The following is an 18,018-nucleotide window of genomic DNA, read 5'->3' on the forward strand; positions in this document are numbered from 1 at the left end:
AGCACGAATAGCATGAATAGCATGATTGGCACCCTGATCGGAGCCGGTTGGAGGCATTGCACAGGCTCTGCGTGAACGGGTGCAATCGGGGGGGACCGGAACTGGGCTTCTACCGCCGATCCTCGAAGGAACGGTTTCGAACGAGGCAAAGCGCCCTATCCGCGCCGCGAAGCCGAGTGAATCTTTTGCCCTGCCTTGAGGCATGAGCAGCGGCGCATGTTGAAGAATGCTGAGGCCCCGCGCGAACGCCGCTTCACCTGACCGGATCGCCCGGGAGCCCCGCGCGCCGTTCACACTACCGCCGATCCAATACAGTCCGAAAGGATCCATCACGAGCGATGTTTGAATTGTGGAATGAGACGTGGAACAGAATCAATTATTCAATTTTTTTTCAATTTTTTTCAACATGATCGCCAAAATTGATGGCGGAGTGGATGGGATTCGAACCCACGAGACCCTTTTGGGGCCTACTCCCTTAGCAGGGGAGCGCCTTCGACCACTCGGCCACCACTCCGCCGCCGGGGATAGCAATCCCGGGGGCGGGGAACAAGGGCCGCGGCGCAAAAAAGGCCGCCCCGCATGCACTGGCGCGAGGCGGCCCCGGTCGAGCGGCCCGCGGGCCGGCGCCGGTTCACTCGCCGGCGGTGACCGCGCCGCCGGAATTCACCCAGCCGACCATGCTCTCGGGATAGAGCTTGACGCCCTCGACCCCGGCCAGCTCGCTCATCGCGAACCAGCCGGTGGCGGCCCAGTGGCCGGTGTTGCAGAAGCTGACCACCTCGCCCCCGGCCTCGCCGATGCCGGCCGCCCCGGCCAGCGCCGCGACACGCTCGGCGGCGGCGATCTCATGCGCCCCGCCGTCGAACCAGCCGGACTGCGGCAGGTTGCGCGCGCCTTCCAGCGTGCCGGCCTTGGCCGCGGCGGGGTGCTTGCGCTTGGCCTCGAAGAAGGCCGGCGGGCGGGCATCCACCAACACCGCCTGGCGCTCGCCCTTCACCGCCGCCGCCACGTCGGCGCGGTCGGCCATCCAGGCATCCGAGAGCGCGAAGCTGGCGGTGGAGGGCTCGCGCACCACCGGCTCGACGCCGAGGCCGAGGCCCGCGGCGACCCAGCCGCGCACGCCGCCGTTCAGGATCGCGATGCGGGTGAGACCGGCGGATTTCAGCGTCCAGTAGACCCGCGCCGCGGCGCCGAAATCGCTCTGGTCGGTGCCGGCATAGGCCACCGCCACCGGGGTCTCGGCGGTGAGGCCGAGGCCGCGCAGCAGCTCGGTCAGCGCCGCGTCGGTCAGCGGCTTGCCGGGATTGTCCTCCGGCCCGCGCCAGAGCGGATAGGGCGCGTTCACCGCGCCGGGGATATGCGCGGTGAGATATTCCTTGTCGCTGCGGATGTCGATCACCACCAGCTCGTCGATGCGCTCGGCGAGCTCGGCCGGGGCGAGCAGCTTCTTCCAGCCGTCCTCGGCCGCCGCCAGGGCGGGTGCGGCGACGGCCAGCAGCGCGGCGCAGAGTGCCGCGGTTGCGGTGCGCAGGGGCATTGTCGTCCTCCATTCGGCATGTCCGCACGGACCGGAGACCGCCCCCGGGCCGGGGATCGCATTATTCCACGGAAAAGATACGTGCAGCGCGTATAATTGCAACCGGACAATGGAAAACCATGCGGGCGCCCTGCCCCCGCCGCGCCTTCCGGCCCGGCATGGCGCTCGTGCGGCCCGAACTGCCGCATCCGTTTTGCCAGCCCGCCCCGCAAGCGCCTACATCTGGCGGGTGCCGAACCAGGGGAGCCAGCCGAACCATGTCCGACGAGCAGACCGACACCCATCTCGTGATCTTCACGCCCTCCGGCAAACGCGGGCGGGTGGCCAGCGGCACGCCGGTGCTGCAGGCGGCGCGCCAGCTCGGCGTCGATCTCGACAGCGTCTGCGGCGGCCGCGGGATCTGCTCGAAATGCCAGGTGAGCCCGGGCGTCGGGTCGTTCCCCAAGCACGGGGTCACGGTGGCGGCGGATGCGCTCTCGCCCTTCAACAAGGTCGAGGCGCGCTATGACGAGAAGCGCGGGCTCGCCCCCGGCCGGCGCCTCGGCTGCCAGGCGCAGATCCAGGGCGACGTGGTGATCGACGTGCCGCCGGAGAGCCAGGTGCACCGCCAGGTGGTGCGCAAGCGCGCCGAGGCCCGCGACATCGTGCTCGACCCGGCGACGCGGATGCTCTTCGTCGAGGTCGCCGAGCCCGACATGCACAGGCCCGAGGGCGATTTCGAGCGGCTTGCCGCGGCGCTCGCGGCGCAGTGGCAGATCGAGCAGGTCAGCGTCGGCCTGCCGGTGCTGGCCCGGCTGCAGGCCACGCTGCGCGCCGGCAAGTGGCAGGTGACGGTGGCGCTGCAGCGGCGCACCGATGGCTGGAAGGTCGTGGAGATCTGGCCGGGCTATCACGAGACCCGGATCTGCGGGCTGGCGGTGGATATCGGCTCCACCACCATCGCGGCGCATCTCTGCGATCTCTCCACCGGCGAGGTGCTGGCCTCGCAGGGGCTGATGAACCCGCAGATCCGCTTCGGCGAGGACCTGATGAGCCGCGTCTCCTATGCCCAGCTCAACCCGGGCGGGGCCGGCGAGATGACCCATGCGGTGCGCGAGGCGCTCGACAAGCTGATCGGCGCGCTGGCCGAGGAGGCCGGGGTCGCGCGCGAGGACATCTTCGAGGGGGTCTTCGTCGGCAACCCGGTGATGCATCACCTGTTCCTCGGGATCGACCCGGTGGAGCTCGGCTGGGCGCCCTTCGCGCTCGCCACCTCGGGGCCGCAGCGGGTGCCGGCGAGCGAGCTCGGGCTGCACATGCACCCCGAGGCGCGGGCCGCCATCCTGCCCTGCATCGCCGGCCATGTCGGCGCCGATGCCGCGGCGGTGGCGCTCTCCGAGGCGCCCGAGGCGCAGGAAGAGCTGACGCTTATCATCGATGTCGGCACCAATGCGGAGATCTTCCTCGGCAACCGGGACAAGGTGCTGGCCTGCTCCTCGCCCACCGGGCCGGCCTTCGAGGGGGCGCAGGTCTCCAGCGGCCAGCGCGCCGCGCCCGGGGCCATCGAGCGGGTGCGGATCGACCCGGAGACGAGGCGCGCGAAGGTCCGGGTGATCGGCTGCGAGCTCTGGTCCGACGAGCCGGGCTTCGCGGAGGCGGTCGGCGCCGGCGGGGTCACCGGCATCTGCGGCTCCGGCATCATCGAGGCGCTGGCGGAGATGCGCCTCGCCGGGGTGATGGACAAGCGCGGCATCATCGGCTCGGCCGAGGTGCTCGGCGACGTGGTCTTCGCGGAGGGTCGGACCTGGTCCTATCGCCTGCACGTCTCCGGCGAGCGGGTCATCGCGGTGACGCAGAACGACGTGCAGCAGATCCTCTTCGCCAAGGCCGCGCTCTATGCCGGGGCGCGGCTGCTGATGGACCAGCTCGGCGTCGATCACGTCGAGCGGGTGGTGCTGGCCGGGGCCTTCGGCGCCCATATCTCGCCGCTGCACGCCATGGTGCTCGGCATGATCCCGGACTGCCCGCTGGAGAAGGTGAGCTCGGCCGGCAATGCCGCCGGCACCGGCGCGCGGATCGCGCTGCTGAACCTCTCCGAGCGGCGGCGCATCGCCGAGGTGGTGCGCAAGGTCGAGAAGGTGGAGACGGCGGTGGAGCCGCGCTTCCAGGAGCATTTCGTCGACGCCATGCGGGTGCCGCACGAGAACGCGCCCTATCCCAACCTCGCGGCCCATGCGGTGCTGCCGGACATCCGTTTCGAGACGGCAGGCGGCGGCGAGGATGGCGGGCGGCGGCGGCGGCGGCGCGGCTGAGGCCCGCCCCGGCGGCGGCGCACCGCGGCCCGAGGCCCCACCCGCCCGGAGAGGACGGCGCCGGCGGTACCGGCGGGGAAGCCCCCCAGCCTCGGGCCGCGGTGCGCCGCCGCCGGGTGGCCGGGTTATGCGGCTCCGGTAGGTGGGCGGGGGGACAACCGTCGGCAGCATCCGGCTGCGGGCGATCCGGGACCGGAGGGATGCCTGCGCAGGGCATTGCCCGCACAGGCATCGGGAGGCAGTCCGGCGGCCTTGCCTTGCCCTCCTTGCGTCCCGTTTCGGGACACAAGGAGGGGGGCGATACGGCGCCGGCGGTGTCAGGCTGCGGCAGTGCCGGCGGTGGCCTTGGCGAGCGCCTGGTCGAGATCGGCGATCAGGTCCGCCGGGTCCTCGAGCCCGATCGAGAGGCGCACCACCTCCGGCCCGGCGCCGGCGGCCACGCGCTGCTCGTCGGTGAGCTGGCGATGGGTCGTCGAGGCCGAGTGGATGATCAGCGACCGGGCATCGCCGAGATTGGCGAGGTGGCTGAACAGCGTGACGCTGTCCACCATCCGGACGCAGGCGTCATAGCCGCCCTTGACGCCGAAGGTGAAGATCGAGGAGGCGCCTTTCGGGCAGTATTTCGCCTTGCGTGCCGCCCAGGGGCTGCTGGCGAGCCCGGCATAGGTGACATACTCCACCGCCGGATGCGATTCGAGGAACTCTGCTACCTTCAGCGCGTTGGAGCAGTGCCGCTCCATCCGCAGCGACAGCGTCTCGATGCCGAGCAGGGTCTGGAAGGCGTTGACCGGCGCCTGGCACATGCCGAGATCGCGCAGCGTGATGGCGATGGAGTAGAAGGTGTAGGCCATCCCCCCCAGCGCCTCGTGGAAGTTCAGCCCGTGATAGCTCTCGCAGGGCGTGGTGAGCGCCGGGTAGTTGCCGCTGGCCGACCAGTCGAAGCGGCCGGAATCCACCACCATGCCGCCCATCGAGGTGGCGTTGCCGCAGAGATACTTGGTGGTCGAGTGGAGCACGATGTCGGCGCCGTGCTCGAAGGGCCGGCAGAGATAGGGGGTGGCGGTGGTGTTGTCGACGATCAGCGGCACGCCCGCGTCATGGGCGATCGCGGCCAGCGCCTCGATATCGGTGATGTAGCCGCCCGGATTGGCGATCGACTCGCAGAACACGGCGCGGGTGTTGCCGTCGATCGCGGCTTTCACCGCGGCCTCGTCCTCGGTGTCGACGAAGCGGACCTCCCAGCCGAAATGCTTGAAGGCATGGTTGAACTGGTTGACCGAGCCGCCATAGAGCCTGGTCGAGGCGACGAAGTTGTCCCCCGGTTTCATCAGCGGGAACAGCGCCATCACCTGCGCCGCGTGGCCCGAGGCGCAGGCCACCGCGCCGGCGCCGCCCTCGAGCGCGCAGACCCGGTCCTGCAGTACCTGCACGGTGGGGTTGCCGATGCGGGTGTAGATGTAGCCGAGCTCCTGCAGGTTGAAGAGCTTGGCGGCATGGTCGGCATCGCGGAAGACATAGGAGGTGGTCTGGTAGATCGGCGTCTGCCGGGCGCCGGTGGCCGGGTCGGGCTGGCTGCCGGCATGGATCTGCAGGGTGTCGAAGCCGTGCTTGGGCTCGCTGGTCTCGCTCATGGCGTTCCTCATTCCTTGTCGGGGCCGCGTGTGGCGGCGGCTCTCGGGCGTGCGGCCGCCGGTGTCGCGGCTCGCGCCGAGACTATCGCGGTTTTCGGGAATTGACAGGGGGGATGCGCACCCGGATCAGATCAACACGAAATCCACGTAGTCCGTGCTGGTTTCGAAGAACAGCGCCAGTGCCGCCTCGGGGTCTGCCACGCGCCAGCCCTCGGCCGCCGTGCCGACCGGCTCGCCGGCGACCGGGGTGCCGCTGTCCTGCAGCAGCTCCACCGCGGCCCAGACCGGGAGCTGGCCGCCGAGCTCCGCCTCCGCCGCCTCCTGCAGCCGGGCGATGGCGGCGGAGACATAGGGCGCCGAGAAGCTCGTGCCGGAGACATCCGCCACCAGCCCGTTGACGGTGTAGATCGGGATGTCGACGCCCGGGGCCGCGATGTCGGTGAGCGCCGGGTCGCGCTGCGAGAAATCCGCGAAAGCGCCGTCGTCATCGGTGGCCGAGACACCGATCACGTTGGGATCGGCAGCGATCACGCTCACGCCCTCCGGATAGCTGGCGCCATCATTGCCGGCGGCGGCGACCACCGAGACGCCCATCTCCGTGAGCGCCGCGATCTCGTCGGAGATCTGCGTCATCTCGATCACGGTGGTGTTGCCGTAGCCGAGGCTGAGATTGACCGCGGCGACGGCGATCTCCGCCGCGAGGTCGATGGCGGCGGCGAGCGCCTGCTCGATATCGGAGAGATAGGCCGAGCCGCCCTCGTCCGGGAAGACCTTGAAATGCACGATGTCAAGCTCCGGCGCGACGCGCAGCGCGGTCTGCGCCACCCAGGAGCCGTGGCTCTGCAATGTCTCCACCGAGGCATCCGGGTCGTCGGCAAAGCCGTAATAGTCGTATTCGTAGACGGTGGCGTCCTGGTCGAAGAAGGGCGAATAGCCGTCGTCGATCACGATCAGGGTCTGCCCGGCACCGAGATAGTCGTCCGGGTCGCCGGAGGGGGTGGTGGCCGGCTGCGGCTCCATCTGCGGCAGGCGGCCCGTGTCGCCGGGCAGGATCGCGGCGCCCTCCCCGGCACCGGCCTCGAGCCCCGCGACGAGATCGTCGAGCAGCAGGGCAGCGGCGGCGGAAAGGCTCTCGCCGGGGCCGATCTCGGCAGCCGCCTCGGCAGGGGCACCGGCCGCGGAACCGGCCGTGTAACCGGCGGTGCGCTCCAGAAGGGCGTCCAGCGCGTCTGTCATGATCTGGTCTCCCGGCGAGGCTGCCGCGAAGCGTGCACCCTTCGGAGTATAGCCTGCTTCGCTCGGGGTTTCATCCCTGCATGAACGAATGCACGCATCCCCGTGCGGCCCCTTGGTCGCGGGGCGCGCTGACATGGCAATGGCGGGGAGAGGTCAGAAAAAGGGCCGCCGGATCGGGGTGGATCCGGCGGCCGAAGTGGCGCGCATCGCGGGGCGTCGGCAGGGGGCAATCAGGGGTGACCCGCCCGGAGGGGGGAACCGCCCCGCAATGCAGCGCTGGGCAACTGGGACAAGCTGTCGTCGGTGTGGCGGGCGCAGAGGTCCGGCGCGCGCCGAATGGGTCAGGGGCTCAGAGCAGGCCCGGCAGCAGGAAACCGGCGAAGATCAGCAGCGCCGCGGCGCCGAGGCCGAGGGTATCGAGCAGCGCCTCGCGGGGGGCGTGGCTCAGAAAGCTGCGGGCAGTGCGCAATGCGGCCATTGGTGTCTCCTCTGCGGCGGGTCTGATCCGGGTTTGTTCTCTTCTGGGTCTGCGTCTTCCGGTCGTCGTCTGGATCTGCGTTGACGGAAGGGGCGATCTCCGTTCCGGCCCTCCCGATGCCTCATGTACACCATATGTTCTCATAAAAATCAAGAACATTTTGAGGACAAATGAGAACATTCAGCGCGCAGGTCGGGAACGAAGTGGTGACAGACCCGCGGCGAAAGCCGCCTCAGCCGCTCTTCAGCAGCCGCACCGACTGGTCGCGCCCCATGAGATAGAGCAGGATCTTCAAGGCCTTGCCGCGCTCGCCGGCAAGCTCCGGATCGGTGTGGAGCGCCAGCCGCGCCTCGTCGCGCGCCCGCGCCATCAACCCGGCATCGGCCTCGAGATCGGCCACCCGGAACTTCGGCAGGCCGGACTGGGCCAGACCGAGAACATCCCCCGCACCGCGCAGCCGCAGGTCCTCCTCGGCGATTCGGAAGCCGTCCTCGGTCTCGCGCATCACCTGGAGCCGCGCCGTCGCGGTCTCGCCGATACCCGGTGCATAGAGCAGCAGGCAGGAGGATTTCGCCGCGCCGCGCCCGACCCGCCCGCGCAGCTGGTGGAGCTGGGCAAGGCCGAACTGGTCCGCCTGCTCGACCACCATGATGCTCGCCGCCGGCACGTCGACGCCGACCTCGATCACCGTCGTCGCCACCAGCACGCGGGCACGGCCCTCCTGGAAGGCGGCCATGGCGGCGTCCTTTTCTTCCGGGGCCATCTGCCCGTGCACCAGCGCGACGCGCTCGGCCCCGAGCTCGCGGGCCAGCGCCTCGTGCCGGGCCTCGGCGGAGATCAGCGGCACCTCGTCGGAGTCCTCCACCGCCGGGCAGACCCAGAAGGCCTGGGCGCCGCGCTCCAGCGCCGCCGCGAGCCGCGCCACCACCTCGCCATAGCGCTCCTGGGAGACCAGCCGCGTCTCCACCGGCTGGCGCCCCGGGGGCTTCTCGTCGAGCAGCGAGATGTCGAGATCGCCATAGCCGGCGAGCGCCAGGGTGCGCGGGATCGGGGTGGCCGACATGAAGAGCACGTCGCAGCCCGCCGGCGCCTTGTCGGTGAGCTCCATGCGCTGGCGCACGCCGAAACGGTGCTGCTCGTCGATCACCACGAGGCGCAGATCGGCGAAGGCGACATCCGGCTGCAGCAGCGCATGGGTGCCGACGACGATCTGCGCCCGGCCCTGCGCCACCGCCTCGCGCACCTCGCGCCGCTCCGCCGCACGGTCGCGCCCGGTCATCAGGCTGAGATGCACGCCCGCCGCCTCGGCAAGCGGCGCCAGGCCATGGGCATGCTGGCGGGCAAGGATCTCGGTCGGCGCCATCAGCGCGCCCTGCCCGCCGGCCTCCACCGCGCGCAGCAGCGCCATCGCCGCCACCCAGGTCTTGCCGGAGCCGACATCGCCCTGCAGCAGCCGCAGCATGCGCTCGGGCGCGGCCATGTCGGCCAGGATCTCGTCGCGCGCCCGGGCCTGCGCCCCGGTGGGCGGATGGCCGAAGGCGGCCGCGGCACGGGCCAGCAGATGCCCCTCCCCGGTGCTCGCCCGGCCCCGGCCCCGGCGCATGCTGGCGCGGGCAAGCTGCAGCGCGAGCTGGTGCGAGAGCAGCTCGTCATAGGCGAGCCGGGCGCGCGGCGCCTCCGCCGCGCGGGGGCCGCCGGGGGCATGGATGCCGGCCAGCGCGGCGGCGAAATCGGGCCAGCCGCGCTCGGCCAGGAAGGCGGGGTCGAGCCATTCCGGCAGCGCCGGCAGGGCGGCGCGCGCGCCCTCCACCGCCTTCGCCACCATGCGCTGGGTCAGCCCCTGGGTGAGCGGATAGACCGGTTCGAAGGGCGGCAGCCCGGCCGCCTCCTCGGGGCTCAGCACATGCTCGGGATGCGGCATCTGCCAGCGCCCGTCGAAGAGCTCGACCCGGCCGGAGAGCACGAGCTCGGCGCCCTCCGGATAGAGCCGGCGCATCCATTCCGAATTGGTCTTGAAATGGACGATCTCGAGGCCGCCGCCGGGGCACGCCGCCACCACGCGGTAGGGCCGGTTGCGGGCGCGCGCCGGGCGGTGCTCGCCGATCGTCACGGCAATGGTCACCACCTCCTTCGGCTCGGCATCGGCGAGGCTCTCGCGCAGCCGCCGGTCTGTATAGCGCTCCGGCGCCAGCAGCAGCAGGTCGCGCAGCTGGGCCACGCCGATCTTCTCGAGGAGGCGCGCGGTCTTCGGCCCGACGCCGGACAGCGTCTCGACCGAGGCGAACAGCGGGAAGAGGATCTCGGGCCGGCTCATGCCCCCTGATGGCGGCGCGGCGCGGTGCGGTCAACACCGCGCGGCGGCGCAAGGGGGCGAGGATGGCGGCGCGGCCCGAGGCCCCACCCACCCGGCGAGGACGGCACCGGTGTCACCCGAGCGGATGCCCCCCAGCCTCGGGCCGCGCCGCCGGCCCCGATGGCGCGCCGGTGGCCCTGGCGGGGCGCGGCCCGGCGCCGGTGGGGGAGCGTGACCGACCGGCCAGACACTGCGGTTGCCGGGGTGGGTGGGGCGCCGGGCCGCGCCCCGCGTCAGAGCAGCCGTTCCAGATACCGCACAGTCTTGGCGCCGCCGGCGAGCTCGGCCCGGCCGACCTCCGCGAAGCCGAGCGCGGCGTGGAAGGCATCCGAGCCGGGATTGGGCGGCACCCGGTTGACCTCGCAGACCACCCGCTCGAGCCCGGCGTCGCGCGCCGCCTCGAAGACCGCGTCATAGAGCCGCCGCGCGATGCCCTGCCCGCGCGCCGCCGCGCTTACCACGATCCGGTCGACATAGAGGAAGCGCGGGTAGCGCGCGCGGAACCAGAGGAAATTCGGGCTGTCGTAATCCGCCGCCGCATCGACGGCGATCACGAAGCCCGCCTCGCCCAGCGCCAGCGCGACCCGCGCCTCGCGCACCAGATGCGCCCAGTCCGCCGGCGCGAGATGCGAGGTCTCCCTGGCATGGGCGTTGTTGAGCGCGCGCAGCGCCGCCTGCGCCGCCGTGCCGAGCCCCGCGATCGCCGCCGGCTCCGTGGTCTCCGTCATGCCGTGCCTCCCTCGCCGACCAGCGCCAGCCAGTCCTCCTCGGTCAGCGTCTCGACGCCGAGCGCCTCCGCCTTCTTCAGCTTGGAGCCGGCGCCCGGCCCGGCCACCAGGATATCGGTCTTCGCCGAGACGCTGCCGGAGACCTTGGCCCCCAGCGCCTCGGCACGGGCCTTGGCCTCGTCGCGGCTCATGCGTTCGAGCTTGCCGGTGAACACCACCGTCTTGCCCGCCACCGGGCTGGCATCGGCGGCGACCGCCTCGGCCGGCGCCGGCGTCACCTCGGCCAGCAGGTGCTTCAGCGCGCCCCGGTTGTGCCCGTCGGCGAAGAAGTCGATCACCGCCTGTGCCAGCACCTCGCCGACCCCGTCGATGCCGAGCAGTTCGGCCCGCGCCGCCTCGTCCTCGCCGGCGCGCTGCATCGCCGCGGCGAGGCTCTCCCAGTCGCCATAGTGCCGCGCCAGCAGCTTCGCGGTGGTTTCGCCGACATGACGGATGCCGAGCGCGAAGACGAAACGGGCGAGCGGCGGGGTGCGGCTCGCCTCGATGGCGGCGAGCAGGTTCTCGGCCGATTTCGCGCCCCAGCCCGGCAGTGCCGAAAGCCGCTCGATGTTGCGCCCCTGCGGCCCGTAGCGGGGGCCGAGGGTGAAGATCTCCGCCGGTTCGGTGACCCAGCCGAGCTCGTGCAGCAGCTCGACCTGCTTCGCCCCGAGCCCGTCGATGTCCATCGCGTTGCGCGAGACGAAATGTTTCAGCCGCTCGACCACCTGGGCCTCGCAGATCAGCCCGCCGGTGCAGCGGCGCACCGCCTCGCCGGGCGCGCGCGGCGCCGGCGAGCCGCAGACCGGGCAGGTCTCGGGAAAGACGTAGGGCTCCGCCCCGGCCGGGCGCTTGGCGAGATCGACATCGAGCACCTTGGGGATCACGTCGCCGGCGCGGTAGACCGTGACGGTATCGCCGATGCGCAGGTCCCGCCCCTCGCGAATCGGCTCGCCCGAGGCGCCGCGCCCGGCGATGTAGTCCTCGTTGTGCAGCGTCGCGTTGGAGACCACGACGCCGCCCACGGTCACCGGCCGGAGCCGCGCCACCGGCGACAGCGCCCCGGTGCGGCCGACCTGGATGTCGATCCCCTCGAGCACGGTGGTCGCGGTCTGTGCCGGGAACTTGTGCGCGATCGCCCAGCGCGGCGTGGTCGAGCGGAAGCCGAGCCGGCCCTGCCAGTCGAGCCGATCCACCTTGTAGACCACGCCGTCGATGTCGTAGCCGAGGCTCGCCCGGTCGGCCTCGATCCCGCGATAGGCATCGAGCAGCGCCTCGACGCTCTCGCAGTGGACCGCGCGCGGGTTCACCGGCAGCCCCCAGCCCACGAAGGCCGCCATCACGCCGGACTGGGTCTCTGCCGGCAGGCCGGGCGCCTCGCCCCAGCCATAGGCGAAGAAGCGGAGCGGCCGCGCCTTCGTGATCTCGACGTCGAGCTGGCGCATCGAGCCGGCGGCGGCGTTGCGCGGGTTGGCGAAGGTCTTGGCGCCCGCGGCGGCCTGGCGCTCGTTGAGCGCGGCGAAATCGTCATGGTGCATGTAGACCTCGCCGCGGATCTCGATGACCTCGGGCGCCTCGGCCGGCAGGGCCCCGGGGATGTCGGCGATGGTGCGGGCATTGGCGGTGACGTCCTCGCCCTCGGTGCCGTCGCCACGGGTCGCGGCCTCCACCAGCCGGCGGTTCTCGTAGCGCAGGTTGAGCGAGAGCCCGTCGATCTTCGGCTCGGCGAGGAAGGTGAGCGGCTCTTCCGGCCCGAGGCTGAGGAAGCGCCGGATGCGGGCGGCGAACTCGGCCACGTCCTCGTCGTCGAAGGCGTTCTCCAGCGACAGCATGGCCACCCGGTGGCGGATCTTGGCAAAGCCCGCGGCCGGCGCCGCGCCGACCCGCGCCGTGGGGCTGTCGGCCCGCGCGAGATCGGGATGCGCCGCCTCGACCGCCTTCAGCCGCCGCTTCAGCCGATCATACTCGGCATCCGCGATCTCCGGCGCGTCCTGCTGGTGATAGGCGAGATCGGCGCGGGCCACGGCCTCGGAGAGGCGGGCGATCTCGGCCTCGGCCTCGGCGGGCGCGAGCGCTTCCGGAGCCTTCTCGGCGGCCTTCTCGGCGTCCGTTTCGGCGGCCTTCTCGGGGGTGTCGGTCATGCGCTCCTCGGACGGTGGCTGAGCGGGGTTTCGCACGCGGCTCCCACGCCCTAGCCTGTCGCAGGTTCCCCTGCAACGGAGAAGCCGCCATGCAGCCGCCGGCCCCCCTGGTGCTCCGTTTCTCCCGCGACGGCTGGGTGCCGAACAATCCGCGGCTGCCGGCGGTGGTGTTTCCGGGCGCGCTCGCGGGGGCCGGGGCGGCGGATGTCGCGCGGCTCTATCGCGAGAACCGCTGGGGCGGGACATGGCGGTTCACCGTCTTCGACCGCCACCACTACCACTCCAACGCGCATGAGGCGCTGGCCTGCGTGGCGGGCGCGGCGGTGATCCGGCTCGGCGGGCCGGGCGGCGCGGATCTGCGGCTGGCGGCGGGGGATCTCGCGGTGCTGCCGGCGGGCACCGGGCATTGCCGGATGCAGGCGGAGGACGGCTTCTCGGTGGTCGGCGCCTATCCGGCGGGGCAGGAGGACTGCGACCTGCTCTGGGCGACCGAGGCGAACTGGCCGGGCGCGGAGGCCCGCATCGCCGCGGTGGCACTGCCGGAGGCCGATCCGCTGCGCGGGCGATCCGGTCCGCTGATGGCGCTCTGGGGCGATGCCGCGGGCGCCGGCTGAGCTGCGCCTGGCCGGCGATCCGCCGGCGCAGCGGCGGCGCGCGGCGGCATGGTCGCGCGCCGCATCCCGTCACGCTCCCACCGGCCCCACCGCGGGCCCGGCCGCCGCGCGGCGATGATCGCGCAGGCCTGGAGAGTACTTGTTGAAAAACTTATACGGTTTCCACGCTGAACCGATGAGGCCCTGCGGCCGCTCCGGCACGCATAGGCCGGGCGCAGCCGGCCCGGCCCGATGCCTGACAGTCCGGGTCGCCGCGTCCGGGCGCCGCGTCACTCGCAGGTGAAGTCGACCTTGGTGCCGCCCTTGTAGCGGATCTTGTTGGCCTTGCGCATGTCGAACCAGGTGCCGTTGAACTGCACCGAGCTGTCTTCGCCCGCCCAGGTGAACTGCCCGTCGGTGCTCTCGGCATAGATGTAGAGCGAGTGATCGAGCAGATGGCACATCGGATCTTCGCCAACCAGCAGCCGCGAACGCTCGTTGGGCTCGAAGTCATACCACCCGACCGGCTCCCAGTTGCGGTAGCTCGGCGCGTGTTCGATCAAGATTCGCAAGGACTTGTGGCATTTGTTCTCGACGTAGACATGCCGGCAGCTCTGAGCCTGCGCCGATCCCGCGGCAAGAACCGCGAACATCGCTGCAGCTGCAAGAAATCGAGACATGGATACCCCTCCTGTACTTCGGGATTACTTCCTGCTTGGTACAATACTAGCCGCAGGGCAAAAATCGGTCAACCAGATCGGTGCTTTTTGCGATTTTTGTAAGCGACCGATGCCGGGCCGCGGGCGGGCGGCACGGAGGGGTGCTTCGCCGGCCCGTCGGGGCTTCCGGGCCGCGGCTCAGAGCGCGGCGGCGTCGTCCTCGGCGGCGCTCTCGGCGCGGCTCTTGCCGGCGACGTCGAGCGCCAGCGCCGCGGCCATGAACTTGTCGAGCTTGCCGTCGAGCACGCCCTGCGTGTCGGAGGTCTCCTCCTGGGTGCGCAGGTCCTTCACCATCTGATAGGGCTGCAGCACATAGGAGCGGATCTGGTTGCCCCAGCCGATCTCGCCCTTGGCCTCGTGCGCGTCCTGGATCGCCTGGGTGCGCTTCTTCATCTCCAGCTCGTAGAGCTTGGAGCGCAGGGCCTGCATGGCGATGGCACGGTTCTGGTGCTGCGACTTTTCCGAGGAGGTGACGACGATGTTGGTCGGCAGGTGGGTGATGCGCACCGCCGAGTCGGTGGTGTTCACGTGCTGCCCGCCGGCGCCGGAGGAACGGTAGGTGTCGATCCGGATGTCCTTGTCGGGGATGTCGATCTCGATGGTGTCGTCGATCACCGGATAGACCCAGGCGGCAGCGAAGGAGGTCTGCCGCCGGGCCTGGCTGTCGAAGGGCGAGATGCGCACGAGCCGGTGCACGCCGGTCTCGGTCTTGAGCCAGCCATAGGCGTTGGCGCCCCTGATCTGGTAGGTGACCGAGCGGATGCCGGCCTCCTCGCCCGGGCTCTCGTCCTGCAGCTCGACCTTGTAGCCGCGGCTCTCGGCCCAGCGGGTGTACATGCGCGCCAGCATCGCCGCCCAGTCGCAGGCCTCGACGCCGCCGGCGCCGGCATTGATCTCGAGGAAGGCGTCGTTGCCATCGACCTCGCCGGAGAGCAGCGCCTCGATCTCCTTCTCCGCGGCGGTCTCGCGGAGCCGGGCGAGGGCCGCCTCGGCCTCGGCCACCACCTCCTCGTCGCCCTCCTCCTCGCCGAGCTCGATCAGCTCGCGGTTGTCGGAGAGCGCGGTCTCGAGCGCGCGGTAGCCCTCGACGCTGTCGGCAAGACGCTGGCGCTCGCGCATCACCGCCTGGGCCTTGGCCGGGTCGGACCAGAGATCCGGGTCCTCGGCGCGGGCATTCATCTCCTCGAGCCGGTGCTCCGCAGTCTCCCAGCCGATGCGCTGGCGCAGGAGCGCGAGCGACTTCTCGATCTCGGCGACAATGGCGGCGGTCTCGGCCTTCATGGGGTCCTCTCCTTCGGGTATCAGCGCTAGATAGCGACGGCGGCGGGCGAGGTAAAGCCGCCCCCGCGGCGCGGCAGGCCCGGGCCGGGGCCCGCCGCCTCCCCCACCCCTGAGATGTCGCGGCGGCTTCGGCGGCAGCGCGGCCCACCCACGGGAGGCGGCGGGACGGCGCGCGCGGCCGATGTCGGCTAGTAGAGCCCGCCGGTGCCGAGGCCGACATCCGAGGGCGGCTGCGGCCGGGGCGGGCGCGGCGCTCCGCCGGCCTGGCCCTGCGTGCCGGCCCCCTGCCCGACGCCGCCGCCGCCGCCGCGGGCGGCACGGGCGCTCGGCGAGGTCTCGTAGGGCAGCTCGGGATCGGCGCCGATCTCGTAGGGCAGCGGCTCGGCCAGCCCGCCGAACAGCGACTCGTCGTCGACCAGCGCCTGCACCGTGTCGAAGAGCTCGGGCTCGGCGCCGGTGCGGAAGGTCTGGGTGATCACGTTCGGCCCCTCGGCATCGTCGGGCAGCCGCGCGCCGGTCTCGGCATCCAGTTTGACGGTGACGGTTTCGCCGAAATCCGGGCCCTCGAAGCGGCCCGGCGCACGCACCTCCGCCGCCTTGCGCATGAAGGCCTTGAAGACCGGCCCGCAGAGCGTGCCGCCATAGGCCCCGCGCCCCATCGGCCGGGGCTGGTCGTAGCCGATGTAGCAGCCGGCCACGAGATTGGGCGCGAAGCCGATGAACCAGGCATCCTTGGACTCGTTGGTGGTGCCGGTCTTGCCGGCAACAGGGAACCCGAGCCCGCCCACCGTGCGCGAGGCGGTGCCGCGCTCGACCACGCCGCGCATCATCTTGACTAGCTCGCTGGCGGTGTAGGGGTTCATGATCTGGTCGCGGGTGTCGAACAGTATCGGCTCCGCCTCCGGGCGGTAGCGCTCGACGCCGCAGCCCTGGCAGCTGCGCGGGTCGTGGCGGAACAGCGTGCTGCCGTTGCGGTTCTGGATGCGGTCGATCACCGTCGGGCGCACCCGCCGCCCGCCATTGGCGAACATGCCATAGGCCGCCACCATGTCGTAGAGCGTGGTCTCGCCGGCGCCGAGGGCATAGCTGAGATGGTGCGGCATGTCGTTGTAGACGCCGAAGCGCTCGGCATATTCCGCCACCCGGTCCATCCCCACCGACTGCGCGATGCGCACGGTCATCAGGTTGCGCGAATAGACGATGCCGTTGGCCAGCGGCGTCGGGCCGTAGAACCCGCCGGAGGAGTTCTTCGGCCGCCAGGTCCGCCCGCCGAGGCGCACCACCACCGGCGCGTCGAGCACGATGGTGGAGGGCGCGTAGCCGGCATCCAGCGCCGCGGCATAGACGAAGGGCTTGAAGGAGGAGCCCGGCTGCCGCTTGGCCTGGGTGGCCCGGTTGAACCGGCTGTACTCGTAGGAGAAGCCGCCCTGGATCGCCAGCACGCGGCCGGTATGCGGGTCCATCGCCATGAAGGCGCCCTGGATCTCGGGGATCTGGCGCAGCGCCCAGCCGTTCTCCTCGCGCGAGACATAGAGGATGTCGCCCGGTTTCCAGAGCGCATCCGCGCGGTCCGGCCGCGGCGCGCTGCTCTCTGCCCCGCGCGGGCCGACGCGGCGGATCCAGCGGTTGCCGGCCAGGGTGATCCGGCCCTCCACCGCGGTCTCGCCGGCGGCGATGCCGAGCCGGGCGCCCTCCGCATCCGAGGCCAGCACCACCGCGGGATACCAGCCGGGGATGTCGCGTGCCACCTTCGCCCCGGCCAGCGCCGCCGCCCAGCCGTCGGTGGTGCCTTCGGCGACCGCCTCGACGCGGCCATTGGCGCCGCGCCAGACGCCGCGGTCGCGGTCGAACGCCTCCAGCGCCGCGCGCAGTGCCTCGGCGGCAAACTCCTGCAGCGCCGGGTCGATGGTGGCGCGGATCGTCAGCCCGCCCTCGTAGAGCGCGTCGCGGTCCATCTCGCGGATCACCTGCCGGCGCACCTCATGGGTGAAGTAGCTCGGCGCCTCGGGGGCCAGCGGATCGGGCACGTCCTCCTCGAGGATGGTCTCGAGCGGTGCGGCCTTGGCGGCCTCGGCCTCGGCGCGGCTCAGATGCCCGTTCTGCGCCATCTCCTCGAGCACGTAGTCGCGCCGCTCGATGGCGCGCTCGCGATCGCGCACCGGATGCAGCCGCGAGGGCGCCTTGGGCAGCGCCGCGAGATAGGCGACCTCCTCCGGCCGCAGCTCCTCCAGCGTCTTGCCGAAATAGATCCGCGCCGCCGAGGCGACGCCGTAGGCCCGCGCGCCGAAGAAGATCTCGTTGAGATAGAGTTCGAGGATGTGATCCTTGGAGAGCGCCCCGTCGAGCCGCACCGCGAGGATCATCTCCTTGATCTTGCGCTCGATCTCGCGGTCGCTGTCGAGCAGGAAGTTCTTCATCACCTGCTGCGTGATGGTCGAGGCGCCGGCGAGCCGCGCCGGCCGGCCGGCTGCCTTGGCAACGCCATAGCGCACCAGCGCCTTGGCGATGCCGACGGCATCGACGCCGGGATGCTCGTAGTAGTTCTTGTCCTCGGCCGAGATGAAGGCGTTGCGCACCAGCGGCGGGATCTCCTCGATCGGCGCGAAGACCCGGCGCTCGGTGGCATATTCCGCGATCACCGCGCCCTCGCCGTTGTAGACGCGGCTCAGCATCGGCGGCTGGTAGTTCACCAGCTCGTCGTGGCGCGGCAGATCGGCGCCATACATCCGCACCACCGCCGCGGCGGCGACGAGCGCGAAGACCGCGGCAATGGCGGCATTGGAAAACAGGTTGGCGACGAGGCGGATCATGTATGCCTTTCTCCCGGGCGGGGCCTGACAGGGTGGATATAGCGGAGCCCCCGGCGCGAGACCAGCGGCGACGCCCCGTCACCCCCGCCCCCGCCGCAGCAACGTCACCGCGCGGACACGGCGCCCCTGCCCCGCCCGCCGCAGCGCGCCCCGCCCGCCATGCCGGGTGCGCGCAGGGCCCGGG

The 18,018-nt window shown here is 71.5% G+C and carries 12 protein-coding genes and 1 tRNA gene; 2 read left to right on the top strand and 11 right to left on the bottom strand.

Annotated features, from left to right (window positions below):
* Positions 1-423: 423 nt before the first annotated feature.
* Together QSJ97_RS18180 and QSJ97_RS18185 are read right to left on the bottom strand one after the other, a co-directional pair.
* Positions 424-514 (bottom strand) — tRNA-Ser (locus QSJ97_RS18180).
* 117 nt (positions 515-631) lie between these two features.
* Positions 632-1,537, bottom strand: a complete 906-nt coding sequence (locus QSJ97_RS18185; protein WP_285673478.1) for a sulfurtransferase — start codon at positions 1,535-1,537, stop codon at positions 632-634.
* A gap of 257 nt (positions 1,538-1,794) precedes the next feature.
* Here QSJ97_RS18185 and QSJ97_RS18190 point away from each other — a divergent pair, with 257 nt between their 5' ends.
* Positions 1,795-3,828, top strand: coding sequence for an ASKHA domain-containing protein (locus QSJ97_RS18190; protein ID WP_285673479.1), 2,034 nt, complete (start codon positions 1,795-1,797; stop codon positions 3,826-3,828).
* Between the two features lie 317 nt (positions 3,829-4,145).
* Here QSJ97_RS18190 and QSJ97_RS18195 read toward each other — a convergent pair whose 3' ends face one another.
* From QSJ97_RS18195 to ligA, 6 genes are all read right to left on the bottom strand, one after another.
* Positions 4,146-5,459: an O-acetylhomoserine aminocarboxypropyltransferase gene (locus QSJ97_RS18195; RefSeq protein WP_285673480.1), complete on the bottom strand. Its 1,314-nt coding sequence runs from the start codon at positions 5,457-5,459 to the stop codon at positions 4,146-4,148.
* A 126-nt stretch (positions 5,460-5,585) separates the two neighbouring features.
* The gene (locus QSJ97_RS18200) at positions 5,586-6,695 is read right to left on the bottom strand and encodes a S8 family peptidase (RefSeq protein ID WP_285673481.1); all 1,110 of its coding nucleotides are present in this window, start codon (positions 6,693-6,695) and stop codon (positions 5,586-5,588) included.
* A gap of 349 nt (positions 6,696-7,044) precedes the next feature.
* Entirely contained in the window at positions 7,045-7,173 is a 129-nt protein-coding gene (locus tag QSJ97_RS18205; RefSeq protein WP_285673482.1) for a hypothetical protein, read from the bottom strand.
* Between the two features lie 232 nt (positions 7,174-7,405).
* Entirely contained in the window at positions 7,406-9,487 is a 2,082-nt protein-coding gene (recG, locus tag QSJ97_RS18210) for an ATP-dependent DNA helicase RecG (protein ID WP_285673483.1), read from the bottom strand.
* A gap of 272 nt (positions 9,488-9,759) precedes the next feature.
* Positions 9,760-10,254 carry a GNAT family N-acetyltransferase gene (locus QSJ97_RS18215; RefSeq protein ID WP_285673484.1) on the bottom strand — a complete coding sequence of 165 codons (495 nt, stop codon included), beginning with the start codon at positions 10,252-10,254 and terminating at the stop codon, positions 9,760-9,762.
* Positions 10,251-12,431, bottom strand: a complete 2,181-nt coding sequence (gene ligA / locus QSJ97_RS18220) for an NAD-dependent DNA ligase LigA (protein ID WP_285673485.1) — start codon at positions 12,429-12,431, stop codon at positions 10,251-10,253. Before ligA ends, QSJ97_RS18215 begins: the two co-directional genes overlap by 4 nt.
* Before the next feature lie 89 nt (positions 12,432-12,520).
* On the opposite strand from ligA, the gene QSJ97_RS18225 reads away from it, so the two are divergent.
* The gene (locus QSJ97_RS18225; protein WP_285673486.1) at positions 12,521-13,045 is read left to right on the top strand and encodes a cupin; all 525 of its coding nucleotides are present in this window, start codon (positions 12,521-12,523) and stop codon (positions 13,043-13,045) included.
* A 269-nt stretch (positions 13,046-13,314) separates the two neighbouring features.
* On the opposite strand, the gene QSJ97_RS18230 is transcribed toward QSJ97_RS18225, so the two are convergent.
* The 3 genes from QSJ97_RS18230 to QSJ97_RS18240 all read right to left on the bottom strand — a co-directional run bounded on the left by QSJ97_RS18230 (position 13,315) and on the right by QSJ97_RS18240 (position 17,834).
* Positions 13,315-13,704, bottom strand: a complete 390-nt coding sequence (locus QSJ97_RS18230; protein ID WP_285673487.1) for a hypothetical protein — start codon at positions 13,702-13,704, stop codon at positions 13,315-13,317.
* Between the two features lie 177 nt (positions 13,705-13,881).
* Entirely contained in the window at positions 13,882-15,024 is a 1,143-nt protein-coding gene (prfB, locus tag QSJ97_RS18235) for a peptide chain release factor 2 (RefSeq protein ID WP_285673488.1), read from the bottom strand.
* A 188-nt stretch (positions 15,025-15,212) separates the two neighbouring features.
* Complete coding sequence (locus QSJ97_RS18240) at positions 15,213-17,834, bottom strand: penicillin-binding protein 1A (protein ID WP_285673489.1); 2,622 nt, start codon at positions 17,832-17,834, stop codon at positions 15,213-15,215.
* Positions 17,835-18,018 lie beyond the last annotated feature (184 nt).

Origin of the sequence: Paralimibaculum aggregatum (assembly GCF_030270585.1) — a bacterium.
Lineage (GTDB): Bacteria > Pseudomonadota > Alphaproteobacteria > Rhodobacterales > Rhodobacteraceae > Thermohalobaculum > Thermohalobaculum aggregatum.